This is a genomic window from Kitasatospora sp. NPDC032121, assembly GCF_055580145.1.
Genome location: NZ_JBVILX010000002.1, coordinates 855,025 through 873,191 on the forward strand (window position 1 = coordinate 855,025; position 18,167 = coordinate 873,191).

Sequence of the window (18,167 nt, forward strand, 5' to 3'; positions counted from 1 at the left end):
GTTATTGAGCAATAACTACCTAGAGGAACCTGGGGGATGTCATGACGGAGAAACCGGCCATGGGCAGAGCCGCGATCTGGACCCTGGTGATCGTCAGCGCGGCCGGCTTCATGGCCGCCCTGGACAACCTGGTGGTCACCACCGCCCTGCCGTCGATCCGCGAGGAGCTCGGCGGCGGGCTGTCCGAGCTCGAATGGACGGTCAGCGCCTACACCCTGAGCTTCGCCGTGCTGCTGATGTTCGGCGCCGCCCTCGGCGACCGCTTCGGCCGCCGCCGGATCTTCCTGGCCGGCCTGGCGGTCTTCACCGCCGGCTCCGCCGCGGCCGCGCTGTCCCCCGGCATCGGCGAGCTGATCGCCGCCCGCGCCGTCCAGGGGGCCGGGGCCGCGGTGATGATGCCGCTCACCCTCACCCTGCTCACCGCCGCGGTGCCCCCGGCCAGGCGGGGGCTGGCCTTCGGCGTCTGGTCGGGCGTCAGCGGCCTCGCCGTCGCGGCCGGGCCGCTGATCGGCGGCGCGCTGACCGAGCACTTCTCCTGGCAGTGGATCTTCTGGGTGAACGTCCCGGTGGGCCTCGTCCTGCTGCCGCTGGCCTTCCTGCGGCTCGGCGAGAGCCGGGGCGCGGGCCGGGCCCTGGACGTGCCCGGAACCGTGCTGGTCAGCCTGGGGATGTTCGGGGTCGTCCTCGGCCTGATCCGCGGCAACCCGGACGGCTGGACCAGCCCGCCGGTCCTCGGCGCCCTGATCGGCGGCGCCCTGCTGCTGACCGCCTTCGTCTGGTACGAGCAGCGGGTGGCCGCCCACCCGATGCTGCCGATGCGGCTGTTCCGCAGCCGGACCTTCTCCGCCGTCAACGCGGCGAGCCTGCTGATGTACCTGGGGATGTTCGGCTCGATCTTCCTGATCAGCCAGTACCTCCAGGGGGTCGGCGGCTTCAGCCCCCAGGAGGCGGGCATCCGGATGCTGCCGTGGACGGCGATGCCGCTGCTGGTCTCGCCGGTCGCGGGCATCGTCTCCGACCGGATCGGCGGCCGCCCGATCGTGGTCGCCGGGCTGGCGCTGCAGGCGGTGGGCCTGGTGCTGTTCGGGCTGGTCGCGGACGGGAGCACCGGCCTCGACTACCCTGCCCTGATCCCGGCCATCGTGATCTGCGGGGTCGGCATGTCGCTGTACTTCGGCCCGACCGCCCAGCTGGTGATGGTCGGCGTCCGGCCGCAGGAGCAGGGGATCGCCTCCGGCGCCAACAACGCGCTGCGCGAGGTCGGCGGGGCGCTCGGGGTCGCCGTGCTCGCCGCGGTGTTCTCGGCACAGGGCGGCTACCAGTCGGCCCGGGCCTTCACGGACGGGCTGGTGCCCGCGCTGTACGTCGGCGGGGCCGCCGTCGGGCTCGGCGCGCTCGCCGCGGTGCTCATCCCCCGGCGGGGCAGGGCGCCGGTCGCGGCCGCGGTCGAACAGCCGGCGCCCGAGATGGTCAAGGCCTGACAGCGGCACCGGAAGCCGCTTCCCGGGAAGGGCCTTCCCCGGGAAGCGGCTTCCCGGCGCCCCCGTACGCTGGTGGGCGTGCTGGTAGAAAACGACGCCCCCCTCGCCCCGCTGACCACGCTCCGGCTCGGCGGCCCGGCCCGCCGCCTGGTGACCGCCCACACCGACGACGAGGTGATCGCGGCCGTCCGCGAGGCCGACGCGGCCGGCGAGCCGCTGCTGGTCCTCGGCGGCGGCTCCAACCTGGTGATCGGCGACGCCGGCTTCTCCGGCACCGCGCTGCGGATCGCCACCGAGGGCTTCGCCCTGGACGGCACCGCGCTGGAGGTCGCGGCCGGCGAGACCTGGTCCGAGGTGGTCCGCCGGACCGTGCTGGACCACCACCTGGCGGGCATCGAGTTCCTGGCCGGCATCCCCGGCTCGGCCGGCGCCACCCCGGTGCAGAACGTGGGCGCGTACGGCCAGGAGGTCGCGCAGGCGATCACCGAGGTGGTCGCGTACGACCGCACCGCCGACGAGGTGGTCGTGCTCCCGAACGCCGAGTGCGCGTTCTCCTACCGGCACAGCCGCTTCAAGGCCGAGCCGGACCGCTACGTGGTGCTGCGGGTGCGGTTCCGCCTGGAGGACGCCGACGGGCTCTCCACCCCCGTCCGCTACGCCGAGACCGCCAGGCACCTGGGCGTCGAGCAGGGCGACCGGGTGGCGGTCGACACGGCCTGGAAGGCGGTGCTGCTGCTGCGCGCCGGCAAGGGCATGGTGCTGGACCCGGCGGACCACGACACCTGGTCGGCCGGCTCCTTCTTCACCAACCCGGTGCTCACGGCCGCCCAGTACGAGTCCTTCCGCACCCGCCCGGGCGCCGAGGACGCCCCCGCCTACCCGGCCCCGGAGGGCTGCACCAAGACCTCGGCGGCCTGGCTGATCGACCGGGCGGGCTTCGGCAAGGGCTACGGCAGCGGCCCGGCGACGCTCTCCACCAAGCACACCCTGGCGCTCACCAACCGCGGCTCGGCCACCGCCGAGGACCTGCTGGCACTGGCCCGGGAGATCCGGGACGGGGTCCGCGAAGCCTTCGGGGTGGAGCTGGTGAACGAGCCGGTGATGGTGGGCGTCACGCTCTGAGCGGGCGCCGGGGGTGCGCCGAACGGGCGCTAGGCGGGCACGGCGGCCGGCTCGGCGGGGGCACGGTCGCCCACCAGCCAGGCGTCGATGTCCGCCAGCAGCTCCCTGCGGACGGCCTCCGGCGCGACCGAGCCGCGCACCGACTGCCGCGCCAGCTCGGCGAGTTCGGCGTCGGAGAAGCCCAGCACGTCCCGGACCAGCTCGTACTGGGCGGCCAGCCGGCTGCCGAACAGCAGCGGGTCGTCGGCGCCCAGGGCGAGCGGGACCCCGGCGTCGAACAGCCGGCGCAGCGGGACCTCCTCGGGGCGCTCGTAGACGCCGAGCGAGACGTTGGAGGACGGGCAGACCTCGCAGGTGACCTGCCGGTCCGCCAGCCGCTCCATCAGCCGGGGGTCCTCGGCGGCCCGCACGCCGTGGCCGATCCGGCCGGCGCCCAGGTCGTCCAGGCAGTCCCGGACGGACTCCGGGCCGGACAGCTCGCCGCCGTGCGGGGCCGCCAGCAGCCCGCCGTTGCGGGCGATCGCGAAGGCCCGGTCGAAGTCCCTGGCCATGCCCCGGCGCTCGTCGTTGGAGAGGCCGAAGCCGACCACCCCGTGGTCGGCGTAGCGGACGGCCAGCCGGGCCAACGTCCGGGCGTCCATCGGGGACTTCATCCGGTTGGCCGCGACCAGGACCCGGATGCCCACGCCGGTCGCCGCGGCGGCGTGCTCCACCGCGTCCAGGATCAGTTCCAGGGCGGGGATCAGTCCGCCCAGCCGGGGCGCGTACGAGGTCGGGTCGACCTGGATCTCCAGCCAGCGGGAGCCGTCCCGCCGCTCGTCCTCGGCGGTTTCCAGGACCAGCCGGCGGATGTCCTGCTCGTCCCGCAGCACCGAGCGGGCGGTGTCGTACAGCCGCTGGAAGCGGAACCAGCCCCGTTCGTCGGTGGCCCGCAGTCGGGGCGGTTCGCCGGAGCTGAGCGCCTCCGGCAGCCGGACGCCGTGCTTCTCGGCCAGCTCCAGGAGGGTGGCGGGCCGCATCGATCCGGTGAAGTGCAGGTGCAGGTGGGCCTTCGGGAGGCCCCTGACGTCTCGCGGGTTCAACAGGCGTTCCATTCGCCGATACTGCCGTATGCGACCCCCGGACGGGAACCGCCTCCTTCCAATCCCCCGGAGGGGTGAAAGGAGGCGGTGTGCCGGGTGAATCCCGTATGTCGGATTGACGTCAGTACCGCAGCGACGTCAGTCGCGGGCCTCGCCGAGCAGCTTCTGGATCCGGCTGATGCCCTCGACCAGGTCCTCGTCGCCGAGCGCGTAGGAGAACCGCAGGTAGCCGGGGGTGCCGAAGGCCTCGCCCGGGACGGCGGCGACCTCGACCTCGTCCAGGATCAGGCTCGCCAGCTCGGCGGAGCTCTGCGGACGCCGGCCGCGGATCTCCTTGCCCAGCAGGCCCTTGACCGACGGGTAGGCGTAGAAGGCGCCCTCGGGCTCGGGGCACAGGACGCCCTCGATCTCGTTGAGCATCCGCACGATCGTCCTGCGGCGGCGGTCGAAGGCGGTGCGCATCTCGTGCACCGCGGACAGGTCGCCGGCGACGGCGGCGATCGCGGCGCGCTGGGCGACGTTGGAGACGTTCGAGGTGGCGTGCGACTGCAGGTTGGTCGCGGCCTTGATGACGTCCTTGGGGCCGATCACCCAGCCCACCCGCCAGCCGGTCATCGCGTAGGTCTTGGCCACGCCGTTGACCACGATGCACTTGTCGGCCAGCTCGGGCAGCAGGGCGGGCAGCGAGGTGAACTTCGCGTCGCCGTAGACCAGGTGCTCGTAGATCTCGTCGGTGAGCACCCACAGGCCGTGCTCCAGCGCCCAGCGGCCGATCGCCTCGGCCTCGGCCTCGGTGTACACCGCGCCGGTCGGGTTGGACGGCGAGACGAACAGCACCACCTTGGTGTTCTCGGTGCGGGCGGCCTCCAGCTGCTCGACCGAGACCTTGTAGCCGGTGGTCTCGTCGGCCACGACCTCCACCGGGACGCCGCCGGCCAGCTGGATCGACTCCGGGTAGGTGGTCCAGTACGGCGCCGGGACGATGACCTCGTCGCCCGGGTCGAGGATCGCGGCGAAGGCCTCGTAGATGGCCTGCTTGCCGCCGTTGGTGACCAGCACCTGCGAGGCGTCCACCTGGTAGCCGGAGTCGCGCAGCGTCTTGGCGGCGATCGCGGCCTTCAGCTCGGGCAGGCCACCCGCCGGGGTGTAGCGGTGGTTCTTCGGGTCGCGGCAGGCCTCGACGGCCGCCTCGACGATGTAGTCCGGGGTGGGGAAGTCGGGCTCGCCGGCGCCGAAGCCGATGACCGGACGGCCGGCGGCCTTGAGGGCCTTGGCCTTCGCGTCCACGGCGAGGGTCGCGGACTCGGCGATCGCACCGATCCGGGCGGAGACCCGGCGGTCGGCGGGGCGGATGGACTGGTCGGGCTGCGGGGTGGAAGCGCTCATGCCTGCATCGTCGCAGAACCGGGACCTACCGGGCATCGGGGTATCGCGATCCGTACGCTCCCGTCCGGATCGCGGCCCCGGAGGTCCGTCGAAAGGGGTCCCCCCGGACCGGACGTCCGACGCCGGACGGGCGGCTCCGGAAGAAGACGTTCGACCAAACGCCCCTCGACCACGTACACTCGCTGCTCGACGGCCCGCCGAAAAGACCGGAGCTTTCACCGCCTGTGCAGACAGCGGGGGGAGATGCGGTAGGTTGGTCGCCACCGGAGCCGCGAGGCACCGTAGGGCAATAGCTCAATTGGTAGAGCACCGGTCTCCAAAACCGGCGGTTGGGGGTTCGAGTCCCTCTTGCCCTGCTGCTAGATCCGTTTTCAGCCCGTTCGCTCCACAGGAGTGAGCGGGCTTGATGCGGAGATGGCACCGATCAGCACCGCTAGCCGACTGGTCGTGCCCAAACCGGGTGCGCGGCGAAGTTCGGCAGGACCCGGATTCAGGTGAGGACGAGTGACGGAGACCACGGGCTCCACCGCAACGCCTGAGAGCGGCAACCCCGAGGGTGCCGACGGCGCCGCCGAGACGGCATCGGCCGAGGGCGACAAGAAGTCGGGCAAGCAGAAGAAGTCCGGCAAGCGGGCCAAGAAGGGCCTGTTCGCCAGGATGGGCCTGTTCTATCGCCAGATCATCGCCGAACTGCGCAAGGTCGTCTGGCCGACCCGCAACGAGCTCACCAACTACACCGCCGTCGTGGTCACCTTCGTGGTGGTCGTGATGGCCTTCGTGGCCGGCCTGGACTACGGCTTCTCCAAGCTCAGCCTCCTGGTCTTCGGCTGACCGGCCGCACCACCTCTCGAACAGCTTCCCGACCCGGGCCGAATCCTCGGCCCGGGTCGAGCTGTCGGCGCCGGACGTACGCGCGGTTACCGTGGACTCGGTACTGTTGAAGTCTCCGAGACCTCACCTGGCGCCCGCGCGAGCGGTCGTACGCCGGGCCGGTCGAGGAGCGCGCCACCTTCACCATCTCCAGGAAAGAAGCCGCCACCGTGTCTGAGTCCCCCCTGTACGACGCCGACGAGACCGTCCGCGAGGCGGATGTCGCCGCCGAGCTGGACGCGGCCGAGCTGGCTGACGACGCCGAGCCCGCCGAGCAGATCGTGGACGCCGCGGACAGCGACGAGGACGAGGTCGAGGCGTACGACGAGGCCGAGGCGGGCGAGCCCGCCGAGGAGGCCGCGTCGCACGTGGAGGGCGACAGCGAGTCCGCCGCCGCCGAGGAGTCCGTCGAGGAGGAGCCGGCCGACGAGGTCGAGGTCGACCCCGTCGCCAAGTTCCGCGAGGACCTGCGCTTCATGCCGGGCGAGTGGTACGTGATCCACACCTACGCCGGCTACGAGAACCGGGTGAAGCAGAACCTGGAGCAGCGCGCCGTCTCGCTGAACGTCGAGGAGTACATCTTCCAGGCCGAGGTGCCGCAGGAGGAGGTCGTCCAGATCAAGAACGGCGACCGCAAGACCATCCGCCAGAACAAGCTCCCCGGCTACGTCCTGGTGCGCATGGACCTCACCCCCGAGTCCTGGGGCGTCGTGCGCAACACCCCGGGTGTCACCGGCTTCGTCGGCAACGCCTACGACCCGTACCCGCTGACGCTGGACGAGGTCGTCAAGATGCTCGCCCCCGACGTCGAGCGCCAGGCCGCCAAGGAGGCCGGCAAGCCGTCGCCGGTCAAGCCGAGCGAGATCCAGGTCCTGGACTTCGAGGTCGGCGACTCGGTCACCGTCACCGACGGCCCGTTCGCGACCCTCCAGGCGACGATCAACGAGATCAACCCGGACTCGAAGAAGGTCAAGGGCCTGGTCGAGATCTTCGGCCGGGAGACCCCGGTCGAGCTCTCCTTCGACCAGATCCAGAAGAACTAGTCATACGGACTTCGGATTCGGGGCGGGGCCGCGGGCCCTGCCCCGAATCCGTTTTGGTCCAGCGGCGCGGACGCGTTAGCCTGGTCCGATGTGTGTGCTGGCGGCCGGGTGTCGCCCCGGTTCCGCACGCACCAGCAATCACCTCTCGGAAGGACCCGGAGAGACATGCCTCCCAAGAAGAAGAAGATCACGGGGCTTATCAAGCTCCAGATCAACGCCGGCGCGGCCAACCCGGCGCCGCCGGTCGGCCCCGCGCTGGGCCAGCACGGCGTGAACATCATGGAGTTCTGCAAGGCCTACAACGCTGCGACCGAGTCGCAGCGCGGCATGATCGTGCCGGTGGAGATCACGGTCTACGAGGACCGTTCCTTCACCTTCATCACGAAGACGCCGCCGGCCGCGCGCCTCATCCTGAAGGCCGCCGGTGTCGACAAGGGCTCCAGCGAGCCGCACAAGACCAAGGTCGCCAAGCTCACCAGCGCCCAGGTCCGTGAGATCGCCACCACGAAGATGCCCGACCTGAACGCGAACGACCTGGACGCCGCGGAGAAGATCATCGCCGGCACCGCCCGGTCGATGGGCATCACCGTCGAGGGCTGAGCGCCCCCGTCCCGCCAGGGACAAAACGGCTCAGCCGTCCCCCGTGGTAGGGCCTGCGCAGGCCCGTCGAACACCACAACTCCAATCACCATTCAGGAGCAGCCATGAAGCGCAGCAAGGCCCTGAAGGCCGCGGACGCCAAGGTCGACCGCGAGCGCCTTTACGCCCCCCTCGAGGCCGTCCGCCTCGCCAAGGCGACCAGCACCACCAAGTTCGACGGCACCGTTGAGGTCGCCATGCGTCTGGGCGTCGACCCGCGCAAGGCCGACCAGATGGTCCGCAGCACCGTGATCCTCCCGCACGGCACCGGTAAGACCGCTCGGGTCCTGGTCTTCGCGACCGGCGAGCGTGCCGAGGCCGCGCGTGCTGCGGGCGCCGACATCGTCGGTGCCGACGAGCTGATCGACGAGGTCGCGAAGGGCAAGCTGGACTTCGACGCCGTCGTCGCCACCCCGGACCTCATGGGCAAGGTCGGCCGCCTCGGCCGCGTGCTCGGCCCCCGTGGTCTGATGCCGAACCCGAAGACCGGCACCGTGACCCCGGACGTCGCCAAGGCTGTCAACGACATCAAGGGCGGCAAGATCGAGTTCCGCGTCGACAAGCACTCGAACCTGCACTTCATCATCGGTAAGGCCTCCTTCACCGACGAGCAGCTGGTCGAGAACTACGCCGCCGCGCTGGACGAGGTGCTCCGCGCCAAGCCGTCCGCCGCCAAGGGCCGGTACATCAAGAAGACCGCCTTCTCCACCACCATGGGCCCCGGCATCCAGGTGGACCCGAACCGCACCCGCAACCTCCTCGTCGAGGAGGACCCGGCCGCGGTCTGAGCCCCAGTGCTCTAGAGCAGTCCGTACGGCGGGCCCGCACCCCTCTCACCGGGGGTGCGGGCCCGCCGTCGTTCCCGGGCGCGGCCGGGACGGGGCCGGGGCGGGGCCGGGGCGGGGCCGAACGGGGCCGGGACGGGGGCCGGTGGGCCGCAACGGTTGCCTGATCGGGACATCGAAGGATGGGAACGGCGGGCCGAACCGTCGTACGCTCTGCCGGTCAGCACGTGGAGAACCTGTGACCGCCGGAGTGTGCCGTGCCGCCCGCCCCCCGCCCCGCCGTTCTCGTGGCAGCCCTGCTGCTCGCCACCACCACCGGGTGCAGTCTGCTGGCCGCCCCGACCACCGGCACCCCCGGGAGGCCGGCGCCGGTGCCGCCCAAGCAGGTGGTGCTCACGGCCGCGCAGGCGCTGGACGACTCGGGCAGCGCCCGGATCGACGTGGTCCAGGAGGGCCCGGCGGGCCGGCGCACCGCGAGCGGCTCCCTGGTCTGGGGCGCGGCGGACGAGGCCCGACTGGCCGTCACCGACGAGCTGGGCAGCGGACTGCTGACCGTCAAGGACGGCGCGCTCGACCTCGTCTACCAGGGCGGCGCGGCCAAGCACGCGGAGCGGCGGAGCGCCGAGGCGGTCGACCCCGCGGCGGGCCCCGATCCGGAGGGCTTCGCGGGCGGCTGGACGACGGCGCTGATCACCAACCCGGGCAGCCGGGCGTACGAGGTCGCCCAGGGCGTCACACTCCGCTCGCTCGGCGGCGAGCAGCTGGCCGGGGTGACCGTGGCGCACTATCAGGGTTCCGCGCCGCTGGCCGAACTGTTCGGCAAGGACGACGAGTTGAGTCCGAAGAAGCGCGCCGCCACACTGGACTGGTACCGGCAGCACGGGGTGGCGACGATCGGCTACGACGTCTGGATCGGGCCCGGCATGCAGCTGCTGCGGCTGCGTGAGACGGTCCGGGGGAGCGCGGGAACCACGGTGACCACCACCGATGTCTCGGCTCCGGGGGCGGCGGACACGGCACCGACGACCCCGGCCGGGTGACGGGGAGGCTGACGGGGGTCGTGGGGGAGGGGATATCCGGTGTGTGGGTAATCCGGGGATCCGTTAGAGTCCGCGTGAAAAGTACGCGAGAAGAGCTGACAATCAGTTCTTCCATGGCTTATCAGGAAACTCTCGGGGGTAGCTCCATGCGCGCTCTGCGCCTCGCCTCGGCCGTCGCGACGGCGGCCGTCCTGTTCGGTGCGGCCACCGCCTGCGGCAGTGACGCCAAGAGTGGCGACGCCAAGGCCGGCGACACCAAGACCGGCGAGGCCAAGCCCGCTGACACCAAGTCCGCCGACGCCAAGCCCGCCGACCCGCTCGCCGCGGCCCTCAACGCGGACCCGAAGGCCGCGCTGGCCGCCGCCGCCGTGGTGATGCAGAAGGCCGGCAACGGCAAGATCACCATGACCCCGACCGACCCCACCGACCCGGGCGGCACCGGCGACGCGGACTGGAAGGACCCGGCCAAGGCGGCCGTGGACATGGCCAGCGACATCGAGGGCAAGAAGCTCCGGATCCGGGTGCTCGGCACGGACGCCTACCTCGGCGGCGGCGACGACATCGCCCCGGCCCTGGGCGGCAAGCACTGGGTCAAGATGCCCGCCGACCAGACGGGCGACAGCTTCCGGATGGTCGGCCAGATGACCAACCCGGTCATCCTGCTCACCGTCGGGGCCCAGAGCGGCAAGCTCTCCAAGGTCGGCCAGGAGGCCGTGGACGGAGTCCAGACCACCCACCTGCGGGCGGAGCAGGACACCGCCGCGCTGGTGGCCGGGATGACGTCGCTCTCGGCGGACCAGCGCAAGTCCGCCCAGAAGACGCTGGAGGAGGACGGCAAGACCCTCACCATCGACTTCTGGCTGAACGCCAAGCAGGAGCTCGTCCAGTACAAGGAGTACGGCGACGCCAACGGCGAGAAGAAGGCCGTCACCATCAAGTACTCCGACCTCGGCAAGGCCGCCGCGATCACGGCACCCGCCGCGAGCGACCTCGGCAAGGAATCCGACCTGCTCAAGCTGCTCGGCTGATCCGGTCGGACCGGACACCGAGCCCACCCGCACCGACCGGCTGCACCCCCGGGCGCATCACGCGCCCGGGGTCCTCAAGGGGGGAATCATGGCTGGAACCCGCAACACCGCCGCCGTCGCCGTCGTCATCGCCGCACTGGCGCTGACCGCGACCGCGTGCGACAACAACGACGACAAGAAGGCCGCCCCGGCCGCGCCGACCACGGCCGCCGCCGCCCCGGCCACCCCGTCGGCCGCCGCCCCGACGACCGACGCGAAGCCGGCGAAGGTCAGCCCGGCGGTCTTCCTGGAGCAGGTCACCCAGAAGACCAGCGCGGCCAAGTCGGCCAAGATCGACGAGCTGATCGAGTTCGGCGAGGTCACCATGAAGGGCCAGGGCGCCGCGTCCTGGGCCGACGGCCTGGAGGCCGACCTCACGATGGACCTGTCGGGCTCCCCGATGGCCAAGGTCCTGGAGCCGCTCACCGGCGGGCCGAAGGTGCGCTACCTGTACACCAAGGACGCGATGTTCATGCACCTGGGCGGCAAGGTGGTGGAGAGCGGCGGCCCGAGCTGGGTGCGCTACAGCAAGGCCGACCTGGCCAAGGCGTCCGGCGGCACGACCGACCAGCTCCAGAGCGCGGACCCGGTGCAGGCCGTCCGGACGCTGATCGCCGGCGGCAAGGTCACCGAGGTCGGACCGGAGACGGTGAACGGCAAGGCCACCACCCACTACACCGGCGTGCTCAGCGCGGCCGACGTGGCCAACGCCACCAGCCAGGGCATGACCCAGGCGCAGGTCGACAAGATCAAGCAGAGCCTGGAGACGGCCGGCGTCACCACCGACAAGATCGACATCTGGGTCGACGCCGACAAGCTCGTCGTCAAGCGGACCGAGCAGGCCGAGACCAAGGCCGGCACGATGAACGTCTCCGTCAGCTACTCGGACTACGGCACCCCGGTGAACACCACCGCCCCGGCGGACTCCATGGACCTCGCCGAGCTCCAGAAGGCCGCCGCCGGCAGCTGATCCCCGCGGCCGGTGTCCCGGTACCGGGACACCGGCTCCGCCGACCCGGCGGAATCCAACGGGCCCCAGGGGGGCCGCCGCCGGGCGGGCCGGGGACGGGTGACAAGGTGGCCCGAACGAGGCCGCCGTCGGACGGGGCCGGGCGAGAGGGGAACGGGCGATGGCGGGACGGCAGCGGTTGGCGGCAGTGGCCGTCGTCGTCCTGCTGGCGAGCGGCCTGAGCGGGTGCGGCGGGGGCGGCGGCGCGACCGCCACGCCGTCCGGCAGCCCGAGCCCGACCAGCGCCTCGCCCTCCACCGCCTCCCCCAGCGCCCAGGCCAAGCCGACCGACCGCTCGCCGCACGGGGTGCTGCTCTCCGCCCAGCTGGCCATGCAGACCGCCCGCCGGGCCAAGGTCAGCTACCGGCTCGGCGCGGACGCCGGGTCCGGCCCGCTGTTCTGGCAGCCCAAGACCGCCCTCCAGATCAAGCGCTCCACCCCAGCCGAGGCCGAGCAGCTGATCGTCGTGGACACCGTCGCCTACCAGGGCGGGGACGCCGTCACCGCCGTCCGGCAGGGCGGGAAGCACTGGGAGCGCTTCACCGTCCCGCCGGACGCGGACGGCCACAAGGAGATCCCGTACGCCGGGCTGATCGACCTGCTGAACCCGGTCGAGGCGCTGACCGCGGCCACCGCCGAGGGAACGGACCCGGTCTTCGTCGGCGAGGAGAAGTTCGAGGACTCGACCGTCGAGCACTACCGGGTCGCCACCACCGCCGAGAGGTACGCGGCCGCCCAGACCCAGCTGACCCAGTCCCGCCGGGACGGCCTGCGGACCGCGCTCGCGCCCGGCGGCTCGCTCTCGCTCACCCTGGACCTCTGGCTCAACGACAAGGACCAGCTGGTCCGGCTCCAGCGCACGGGCAGCGGGGACAGCGGCCGGGCGGACGACTCGGTGCTCTACACCGACCACGCCGGGGCGCTGCTCTCGGCGCAGGCGCCGGCCGAGTCCGACACCGTGGACACCGGCGTCCGGACGGTCTCCCCGCTGGCCCGCTGAGCCGCGTCGGGGGTGCTCCGTCCGAGGGCGATTTGCACCTTGCGAACGCCTCCGGCTAGTCTGGCCGAAGCCAAAGACCGCTGGTTGTCACCACGCGCCCGTCAGGGAGCAGGTGGCCGAAGGATCTGCGCTTCGTCGCAGGCAGCCCGCGCAGGTGTGTCTGGAGCTTCGACTTCCGGGTTCCGCGTTCGCGCGGCCGCCCGTCGAGGTCGTTCCGAGCCCCGTGCCCCTGCGCACCGGGGCTCGTTGCATTTATGCAGGAGCTTTCCTTCCGTCCGGTCGGTCCGCGGCGACCCAGGTCGACTTTCGCGGTCGGCCCGACTTCGACATCACGGAAGGAGGCGTAAGCCTATGGCCAGGCCCGACAAGGCTGCTGCCGTCGCCGAGATCACGGACAAGTTCCGTGGCTCCTCCGCGGCGCTGCTCACCGAGTACCGCGGTCTCTCGGTGAAGCAGGTCAAGACCCTGCGTCGCTCGCTCGGCGACAACGCCGAGTACGCCGTGGTGAAGAACACGCTGACCAAGATTGCGGCCAATGAGGTCGGGATCACGGAGCTCGACGACCTGTTCACTGGTCCGACGGCTGTCGCCTTCGTCACCGGTGACCCGGTGGAGTCGGCGAAGGCTCTGCGTGACTTCGCCAAGGAGAACCCCGCTCTCATCATCAAGGGCGGTGTCCTTGACGGCAAGGCGCTGTCCGCCGATGAGATCAAGAAGCTCGCGGACCTCGAGTCCCGCGAGGTGCTGCTCGCCAAGCTGGCGGGTGCCCTGAAGGCCAAGCAGTCCCAGGCTGCCGCGCTCTTCCAGGCCCTGCCGTCGAAGCTCGTCCGCACCGTGGACGCGCTGCGCGACAAGGTCGAGCAGGGCGGTGCCGGTACGCCGGCTCCCGCCGCCGAGGACGCTGCCGCCGAGTAATTCGGCAGGCTCACGCCTCGCTGCGGGCCCGTACGCCCGCCCCACCCGTACATCCGGCACCAACCTGCCGATTTAGTGGAAGGACGCCATCATGGCGAAGCTGTCCCAGGACGAGCTGCTCGCGCAGTTCGAGGAGCTCACCCTCATCGAGCTGGCCGCCTTCGTGAAGGCCTTCGAGGAGAAGTTCGACGTCACCGCCGCCGCCCCGGTCGCCGTTGCCGCCGCCGGCGTTGCCGGCCCGGCCGCCGAGGCCGCTGAGGAGCAGGACGAGTTCGACGTCATCCTCGAGGCCGCTGGCGACAAGAAGATCCAGGTCATCAAGGAGGTGCGCACCCTGACCTCCCTCGGCCTGAAGGAGGCCAAGGACCTCGTTGACACCGCTGGTGCCAAGGTCCTGGAGAAGGTTGCCAAGGACGTTGCCGAGAAGGCCAAGGCCGCCCTCGAGGGTGCCGGCGCCAAGGTCACCGTCAAGTGACTTCTCGCCCCCTCTGAGGGGGCCTGAAGCCGGGCCGATCACCCTTGTGGGTGGTCGGCCCGGCTTTTTCGCGTTTCCGGGCCGGGGCCGGGCCCCGTCGGGCCGTCCACGGCCCGGTTCCCCCGACCGGCCGGTCCGGCCCGCCGGTGTGGCCGACAGCCCACTCGGCAGCGTCGGTGCCGGGGGGTATGGTGATCACCGTCGTCGAGGGCGGCCCCACCACGGTTTCTGTAACGCGGAGGGGGTCCGGACCGATAGACCGATCGAGGCCCGCACCGCCGGTGGGCCCTTGACGAACCCGGCGCGGCGCGCGATTCTCAAGGCGCGAGTCCGCCCGGTTGGTCCGCTGCTGGATGCATAACCAGTGGCTCCGGCGGGAAATGACTCCACGTGAGTTAGAGCAGTACCCGGTGGGCGCCCGCGCTCGCCGGCTACCGGGAGGAGTCTCCGATTCGGTCTCCGAATCAGAGCTGGACAGCAGTGTCGCCTTTGGCTACACTGTCCCTTTGCGCTGCCTGTTAGCTTCTCCGTGACTCGTCGCCCGGAGTTTGCGTTGCCCTGAAGGGGTCTGGCACCGCCTCCGCAAAGCGGCTCTGACCTGGGTTTCGACTCCGGCAGAGGCCAGTGGCGAGGGAGGCGGCACCAAGCCCAAGCAGGCCCGGCTGGTACGCGCGTAGTGAGCTCCGAGCCCTCGGAAGGACCCCCCTCTTGGCCGCGCCGCGCAACGCCTCGAACAATTCCGCCGCATCCACCGCCCCGCTCCGCGTCTCCTTCGCGAAGATCAAGGAGCCCCTCGAGGTCCCGAACCTCCTGGCCCTGCAGACCGAGAGCTTTGACTGGCTGCTCGGCAACGCGGCCTGGAAGGCCCGGGTCGAGGCGGCCCTGGAGAGTGGTCAGGACGTCCCCACCAAGTCCGGTCTGGAGGAGATCTTCGAGGAGATCTCCCCGATCGAGGACTTCAGTGGGTCGATGTCGCTGACCTTCCGCGACCACCGTTTCGAGCCGCCGAAGAACTCCATTGACGAGTGCAAGGACCGCGACTTCACGTTCGCGGCCCCGCTCTTCGTCACGGCCGAGTTCACCAACAACGAGACCGGTGAGATCAAGTCTCAGACGGTCTTCATGGGCGATTTCCCGCTCATGACCCACAAGGGCACGTTCGTGATCAACGGCACCGAGCGTGTCGTCGTGTCGCAGCTGGTCCGCTCCCCGGGTGTGTACTTCGACTCCACCCTGGACAAGGTGTCCGACAAGGACATCTACTCCTGCAAGGTCATCCCCTCGCGTGGTGCCTGGCTGGAGATGGAGATCGACAAGCGCGACATGGTCGGCGTCCGCATCGACCGCAAGCGCAAGCAGTCCGTCACCGTGCTGCTCAAGGCGCTCGGCTGGACCAACGAGATGATTCTCGAGGAGTTCGGCGAGTACGAGTCGATGCGCGCCACCCTGGAGAAGGACCACACCCAGGGCCAGGACGACGCGCTGCTGGACATCTACCGCAAGCTGCGCCCGGGCGAGCCGCCCACGCGCGAGGCCGCGCAGACGCTTCTGGAGAACCTCTACTTCAACCCGAAGCGCTACGACCTCGCCAAGGTCGGCCGTTACAAGGTCAACCGCAAGCTGGGCAACGCCGAGTCGCTGGACTCCGGCGTGCTCACCGAGCCCGACATCATCGGTGCGATCAAGTACCTGGTGAAGCTGCACGCGGGCGAGACCGAGTGGCGTGACGACGAGGGCCGCGACATCGTGGTCGAGGTCGACGACATCGACCACTTCGGCAACCGCCGCCTGCGCAACGTCGGCGAGCTCATCCAGAACCAGGTCCGTACGGGTCTCGCCCGTATGGAGCGCGTCGTGCGCGAGCGCATGACCACCCAGGACGTCGAGGCGATCACGCCGCAGACCCTGATCAACATCCGGCCGGTCGTCGCCTCCATCAAGGAGTTCTTCGGCACCAGCCAGCTGTCGCAGTTCATGGACCAGACGAACCCGCTGTCGGGTCTGACCCACAAGCGCCGTCTGTCCGCGCTGGGCCCCGGTGGTCTGTCCCGTGAGCGGGCCGGCTTCGAGGTCCGTGACGTGCACCCCTCGCACTACGGCCGCATGTGTCCGATCGAGACCCCCGAAGGCCCGAACATCGGTCTGATCGGCTCACTGGCCTCGTACGGCCGGGTCAACGCGTTCGGCTTCATCGAGACGCCGTACCGCAAGGTCGTCGACGGTGTGGTCACCGAGAAGGTCGACTACCTGACCGCCGACGAGGAGGACCGCTACGTCATCGCCCAGGCGAACGCGCCGCTGACCGCGGACCTGCACTTCGCCGAGCCGCGCGTCCTGGTCCGCCGCCGTGGCGGCGAGATCGACTACATCCCGGGCACCGAGATCGACTACATGGACGTCTCGCCGCGCCAGATGGTGTCGGTCGCGACCGCCATGATCCCCTTCCTCGAGCACGACGACGCCAACCGCGCGCTCATGGGCTCGAACATGATGCGCCAGGCGGTGCCGCTGCTGAAGAGCGAGGCTCCGCTGGTCGGTACCGGCATGGAGTACCGCTGCGCCGTCGACGCCGCGGACGTCATCACCGCCGAGAAGGCCGGTGTCGTCCAGGAGGTCTCGGCCGACTACGTCACCGTGGCCAACGACGACGGCACGTACACCACGTACCGCGCCGCCAAGTTCACCCGCTCCAACCAGGGCACCTCCTTCAACCAGAAGGTGCTCGTGGACGAGGGCGCCCGGGTCGAGTCCGGCCAGGTGCTGGCCGACGGCCCGTGCACCGACGAGGGCGAGATGGCCCTCGGCAAGAACCTGCTCGTGGCGTTCATGTCGTGGGAGGGTCACAACTACGAGGACGCGATCATCCTGTCGCAGCGCCTCGTGCAGGACGACGTCCTCTCCTCGATCCACATCGAGGAGCACGAGGTCGACGCCCGTGACACCAAGCTCGGCCCCGAGGAGATCACCCGGGACATCCCGAACGTCTCCGAGGAGGTCCTGGCGGACCTCGACGAGCGCGGCATCATCCGCATCGGCGCCGACGTCGTCACCGGCGACATCCTGGTCGGCAAGGTCACCCCGAAGGGTGAGACCGAGCTGACCCCGGAGGAGCGCCTGCTCCGCGCGATCTTCGGCGAGAAGGCCCGTGAGGTCCGCGACACCTCGCTGAAGGTCCCGCACGGTGAGTCCGGCAAGGTCATCGGCGTGCGCGTGTTCGACCGCGAGGAGGGCGACGAGCTTCCCCCGGGTGTCAACCAGCTGGTCCGCGTCTACGTGGCCCAGAAGCGCAAGATCACCAACGGTGACAAGCTCGCCGGCCGTCACGGCAACAAGGGTGTCATCTCCAAGATCCTCCCGGTCGAGGACATGCCGTTCCTCGAGGACGGCACCCCGGTCGACATCATCCTCAACCCGCTGGGTGTCCCGTCCCGAATGAACCCGGGACAGGTCCTGGAGATCCACCTCGGCTGGCTCGCCCAGCAGGGTTGGGACGTCTCCGGCCTCGCCGACGAGTGGGCCCAGCGCCTGCAGGCGATCGGCGCGGACAAGGTCGAGGGCGGCACCAACCTCGCCACCCCGGTCTTCGACGGCGCCCGCGAGGACGAGATCACCGGTCTGCTGGACAACACCACCCTCACCCGTGACGGTGAGCGCCTGGTGAACTCCACCGGCAAGGCCCGCCTGTTCGACGGCCGCTCCGGCGAGCCGTTCCCGATGCCGATCTCGGTCGGCTACATGTACATCCTCAAGCTGCACCACCTGGTCGACGACAAGCTGCACGCCCGTTCGACCGGTCCGTACTCGATGATCACCCAGCAGCCGCTCGGTGGTAAGGCGCAGTTCGGTGGTCAGCGCTTCGGTGAGATGGAGGTGTGGGCCCTCGAGGCGTACGGCGCGGCCTACGCGCTCCAGGAGCTGCTCACCATCAAGTCCGACGACGTCCTCGGCCGAGTCAAGGTCTACGAGGCCATCGTCAAGGGCGAGAACATCCCCGAGCCCGGCATTCCCGAGTCCTTCAAGGTCCTCATCAAGGAAATGCAGTCGCTCTGCCTCAACGTGGAGGTGCTGTCCTCGGACGGCCAGTCCATCGAGATGCGGGACTCCGACGAGGACGTGTTCCGCGCCGCCGAGGAGCTCGGCATCGACCTGTCCCGGCGCGAGCCGAGCAGCGTCGAAGAGGTCTGACGGAGGCTGGGCCGGCCGCAGCAGCGGCCGGCCCGCCCCCAGGCCCCCCTCAGACCACATGAACGACT

15 protein-coding genes and 1 tRNA gene are annotated in these 18,167 nt (G+C 70.6%); 14 read left to right on the top strand and 2 right to left on the bottom strand.

The annotated features are described in order from the left end of the window. Positions 1-41 precede the first annotated feature (41 nt). Together ACZ5OX_RS09745 and ACZ5OX_RS09750 are read left to right on the top strand one after the other, a co-directional pair. Entirely contained in the window at positions 42-1,481 is a 1,440-nt protein-coding gene (locus tag ACZ5OX_RS09745) for an MFS transporter (RefSeq protein ID WP_465629435.1), read from the top strand. 78 nt (positions 1,482-1,559) lie between these two features. Next, positions 1,560-2,603 carry a UDP-N-acetylmuramate dehydrogenase gene (locus ACZ5OX_RS09750; protein WP_465629436.1) on the top strand — a complete coding sequence of 348 codons (1,044 nt, stop codon included), beginning with the start codon at positions 1,560-1,562 and terminating at the stop codon, positions 2,601-2,603. A gap of 29 nt (positions 2,604-2,632) precedes the next feature. Here ACZ5OX_RS09750 and ACZ5OX_RS09755 read toward each other — a convergent pair whose 3' ends face one another. Together ACZ5OX_RS09755 and ACZ5OX_RS09760 are read right to left on the bottom strand one after the other, a co-directional pair. Continuing rightward, entirely contained in the window at positions 2,633-3,697 is a 1,065-nt protein-coding gene (locus tag ACZ5OX_RS09755) for an adenosine deaminase (protein WP_392867456.1), read from the bottom strand. Positions 3,698-3,823: 126 nt separating this feature from the next. Further along, on the bottom strand, positions 3,824-5,071 hold the full coding sequence (locus tag ACZ5OX_RS09760; protein ID WP_449809705.1) for a pyridoxal phosphate-dependent aminotransferase: 1,248 nt from the start codon (positions 5,069-5,071) through the stop codon (positions 3,824-3,826). Between the two features lie 283 nt (positions 5,072-5,354). On the opposite strand from ACZ5OX_RS09760, the gene ACZ5OX_RS09765 reads away from it, so the two are divergent. The 12 genes from ACZ5OX_RS09765 (at position 5,355) to rpoB (ending at position 18,099) form a co-directional block, all read left to right on the top strand. After that, a tRNA-Trp gene (locus tag ACZ5OX_RS09765) sits at positions 5,355-5,427 on the top strand. Positions 5,428-5,575: 148 nt separating this feature from the next. Next, positions 5,576-5,902 carry a preprotein translocase subunit SecE gene (gene secE / locus ACZ5OX_RS09770; RefSeq protein ID WP_449788146.1) on the top strand — a complete coding sequence of 109 codons (327 nt, stop codon included), beginning with the start codon at positions 5,576-5,578 and terminating at the stop codon, positions 5,900-5,902. 209 nt (positions 5,903-6,111) lie between these two features. Next, positions 6,112-6,984: a transcription termination/antitermination protein NusG gene (gene nusG, locus ACZ5OX_RS09775; RefSeq protein ID WP_449788147.1), complete on the top strand. Its 873-nt coding sequence runs from the start codon at positions 6,112-6,114 to the stop codon at positions 6,982-6,984. 165 nt (positions 6,985-7,149) lie between these two features. Beyond that, a complete protein-coding gene (gene rplK, locus ACZ5OX_RS09780; RefSeq protein ID WP_359897545.1) occupies positions 7,150-7,584 on the top strand; it encodes a 50S ribosomal protein L11 in 435 nt (144 codons plus the stop codon). A gap of 104 nt (positions 7,585-7,688) precedes the next feature. Beyond that, on the top strand, positions 7,689-8,411 hold the full coding sequence (gene rplA / locus ACZ5OX_RS09785) for a 50S ribosomal protein L1 (protein ID WP_030290441.1): 723 nt from the start codon (positions 7,689-7,691) through the stop codon (positions 8,409-8,411). Between the two features lie 254 nt (positions 8,412-8,665). Continuing rightward, the gene (locus ACZ5OX_RS09790; RefSeq protein ID WP_465629437.1) at positions 8,666-9,448 is read left to right on the top strand and encodes a hypothetical protein; all 783 of its coding nucleotides are present in this window, start codon (positions 8,666-8,668) and stop codon (positions 9,446-9,448) included. Positions 9,449-9,594: 146 nt separating this feature from the next. After that, positions 9,595-10,476 (top strand): SCO4651 family lipoprotein, encoded by an 882-nt coding sequence (locus tag ACZ5OX_RS09795; protein WP_465629438.1) that lies wholly within the window; start codon positions 9,595-9,597, stop codon positions 10,474-10,476. Positions 10,477-10,564: 88 nt separating this feature from the next. Next, positions 10,565-11,485, top strand: coding sequence for an SCO4651 family lipoprotein (locus ACZ5OX_RS09800; protein WP_465629439.1), 921 nt, complete (start codon positions 10,565-10,567; stop codon positions 11,483-11,485). 160 nt (positions 11,486-11,645) lie between these two features. After that, positions 11,646-12,524: an SCO4651 family lipoprotein gene (locus ACZ5OX_RS09805; RefSeq protein WP_465629440.1), complete on the top strand. Its 879-nt coding sequence runs from the start codon at positions 11,646-11,648 to the stop codon at positions 12,522-12,524. Positions 12,525-12,875: 351 nt separating this feature from the next. Next, the gene (rplJ, locus tag ACZ5OX_RS09810; RefSeq protein ID WP_207809823.1) at positions 12,876-13,439 is read left to right on the top strand and encodes a 50S ribosomal protein L10; all 564 of its coding nucleotides are present in this window, start codon (positions 12,876-12,878) and stop codon (positions 13,437-13,439) included. Between the two features lie 91 nt (positions 13,440-13,530). Next, positions 13,531-13,914, top strand: a complete 384-nt coding sequence (gene rplL / locus ACZ5OX_RS09815; RefSeq protein WP_359823749.1) for a 50S ribosomal protein L7/L12 — start codon at positions 13,531-13,533, stop codon at positions 13,912-13,914. 708 nt (positions 13,915-14,622) lie between these two features. Continuing rightward, the gene (rpoB, locus tag ACZ5OX_RS09820) at positions 14,623-18,099 is read left to right on the top strand and encodes a DNA-directed RNA polymerase subunit beta (RefSeq protein WP_449788153.1); all 3,477 of its coding nucleotides are present in this window, start codon (positions 14,623-14,625) and stop codon (positions 18,097-18,099) included. The last annotated feature ends 68 nt before the right edge of the window (positions 18,100-18,167 follow it).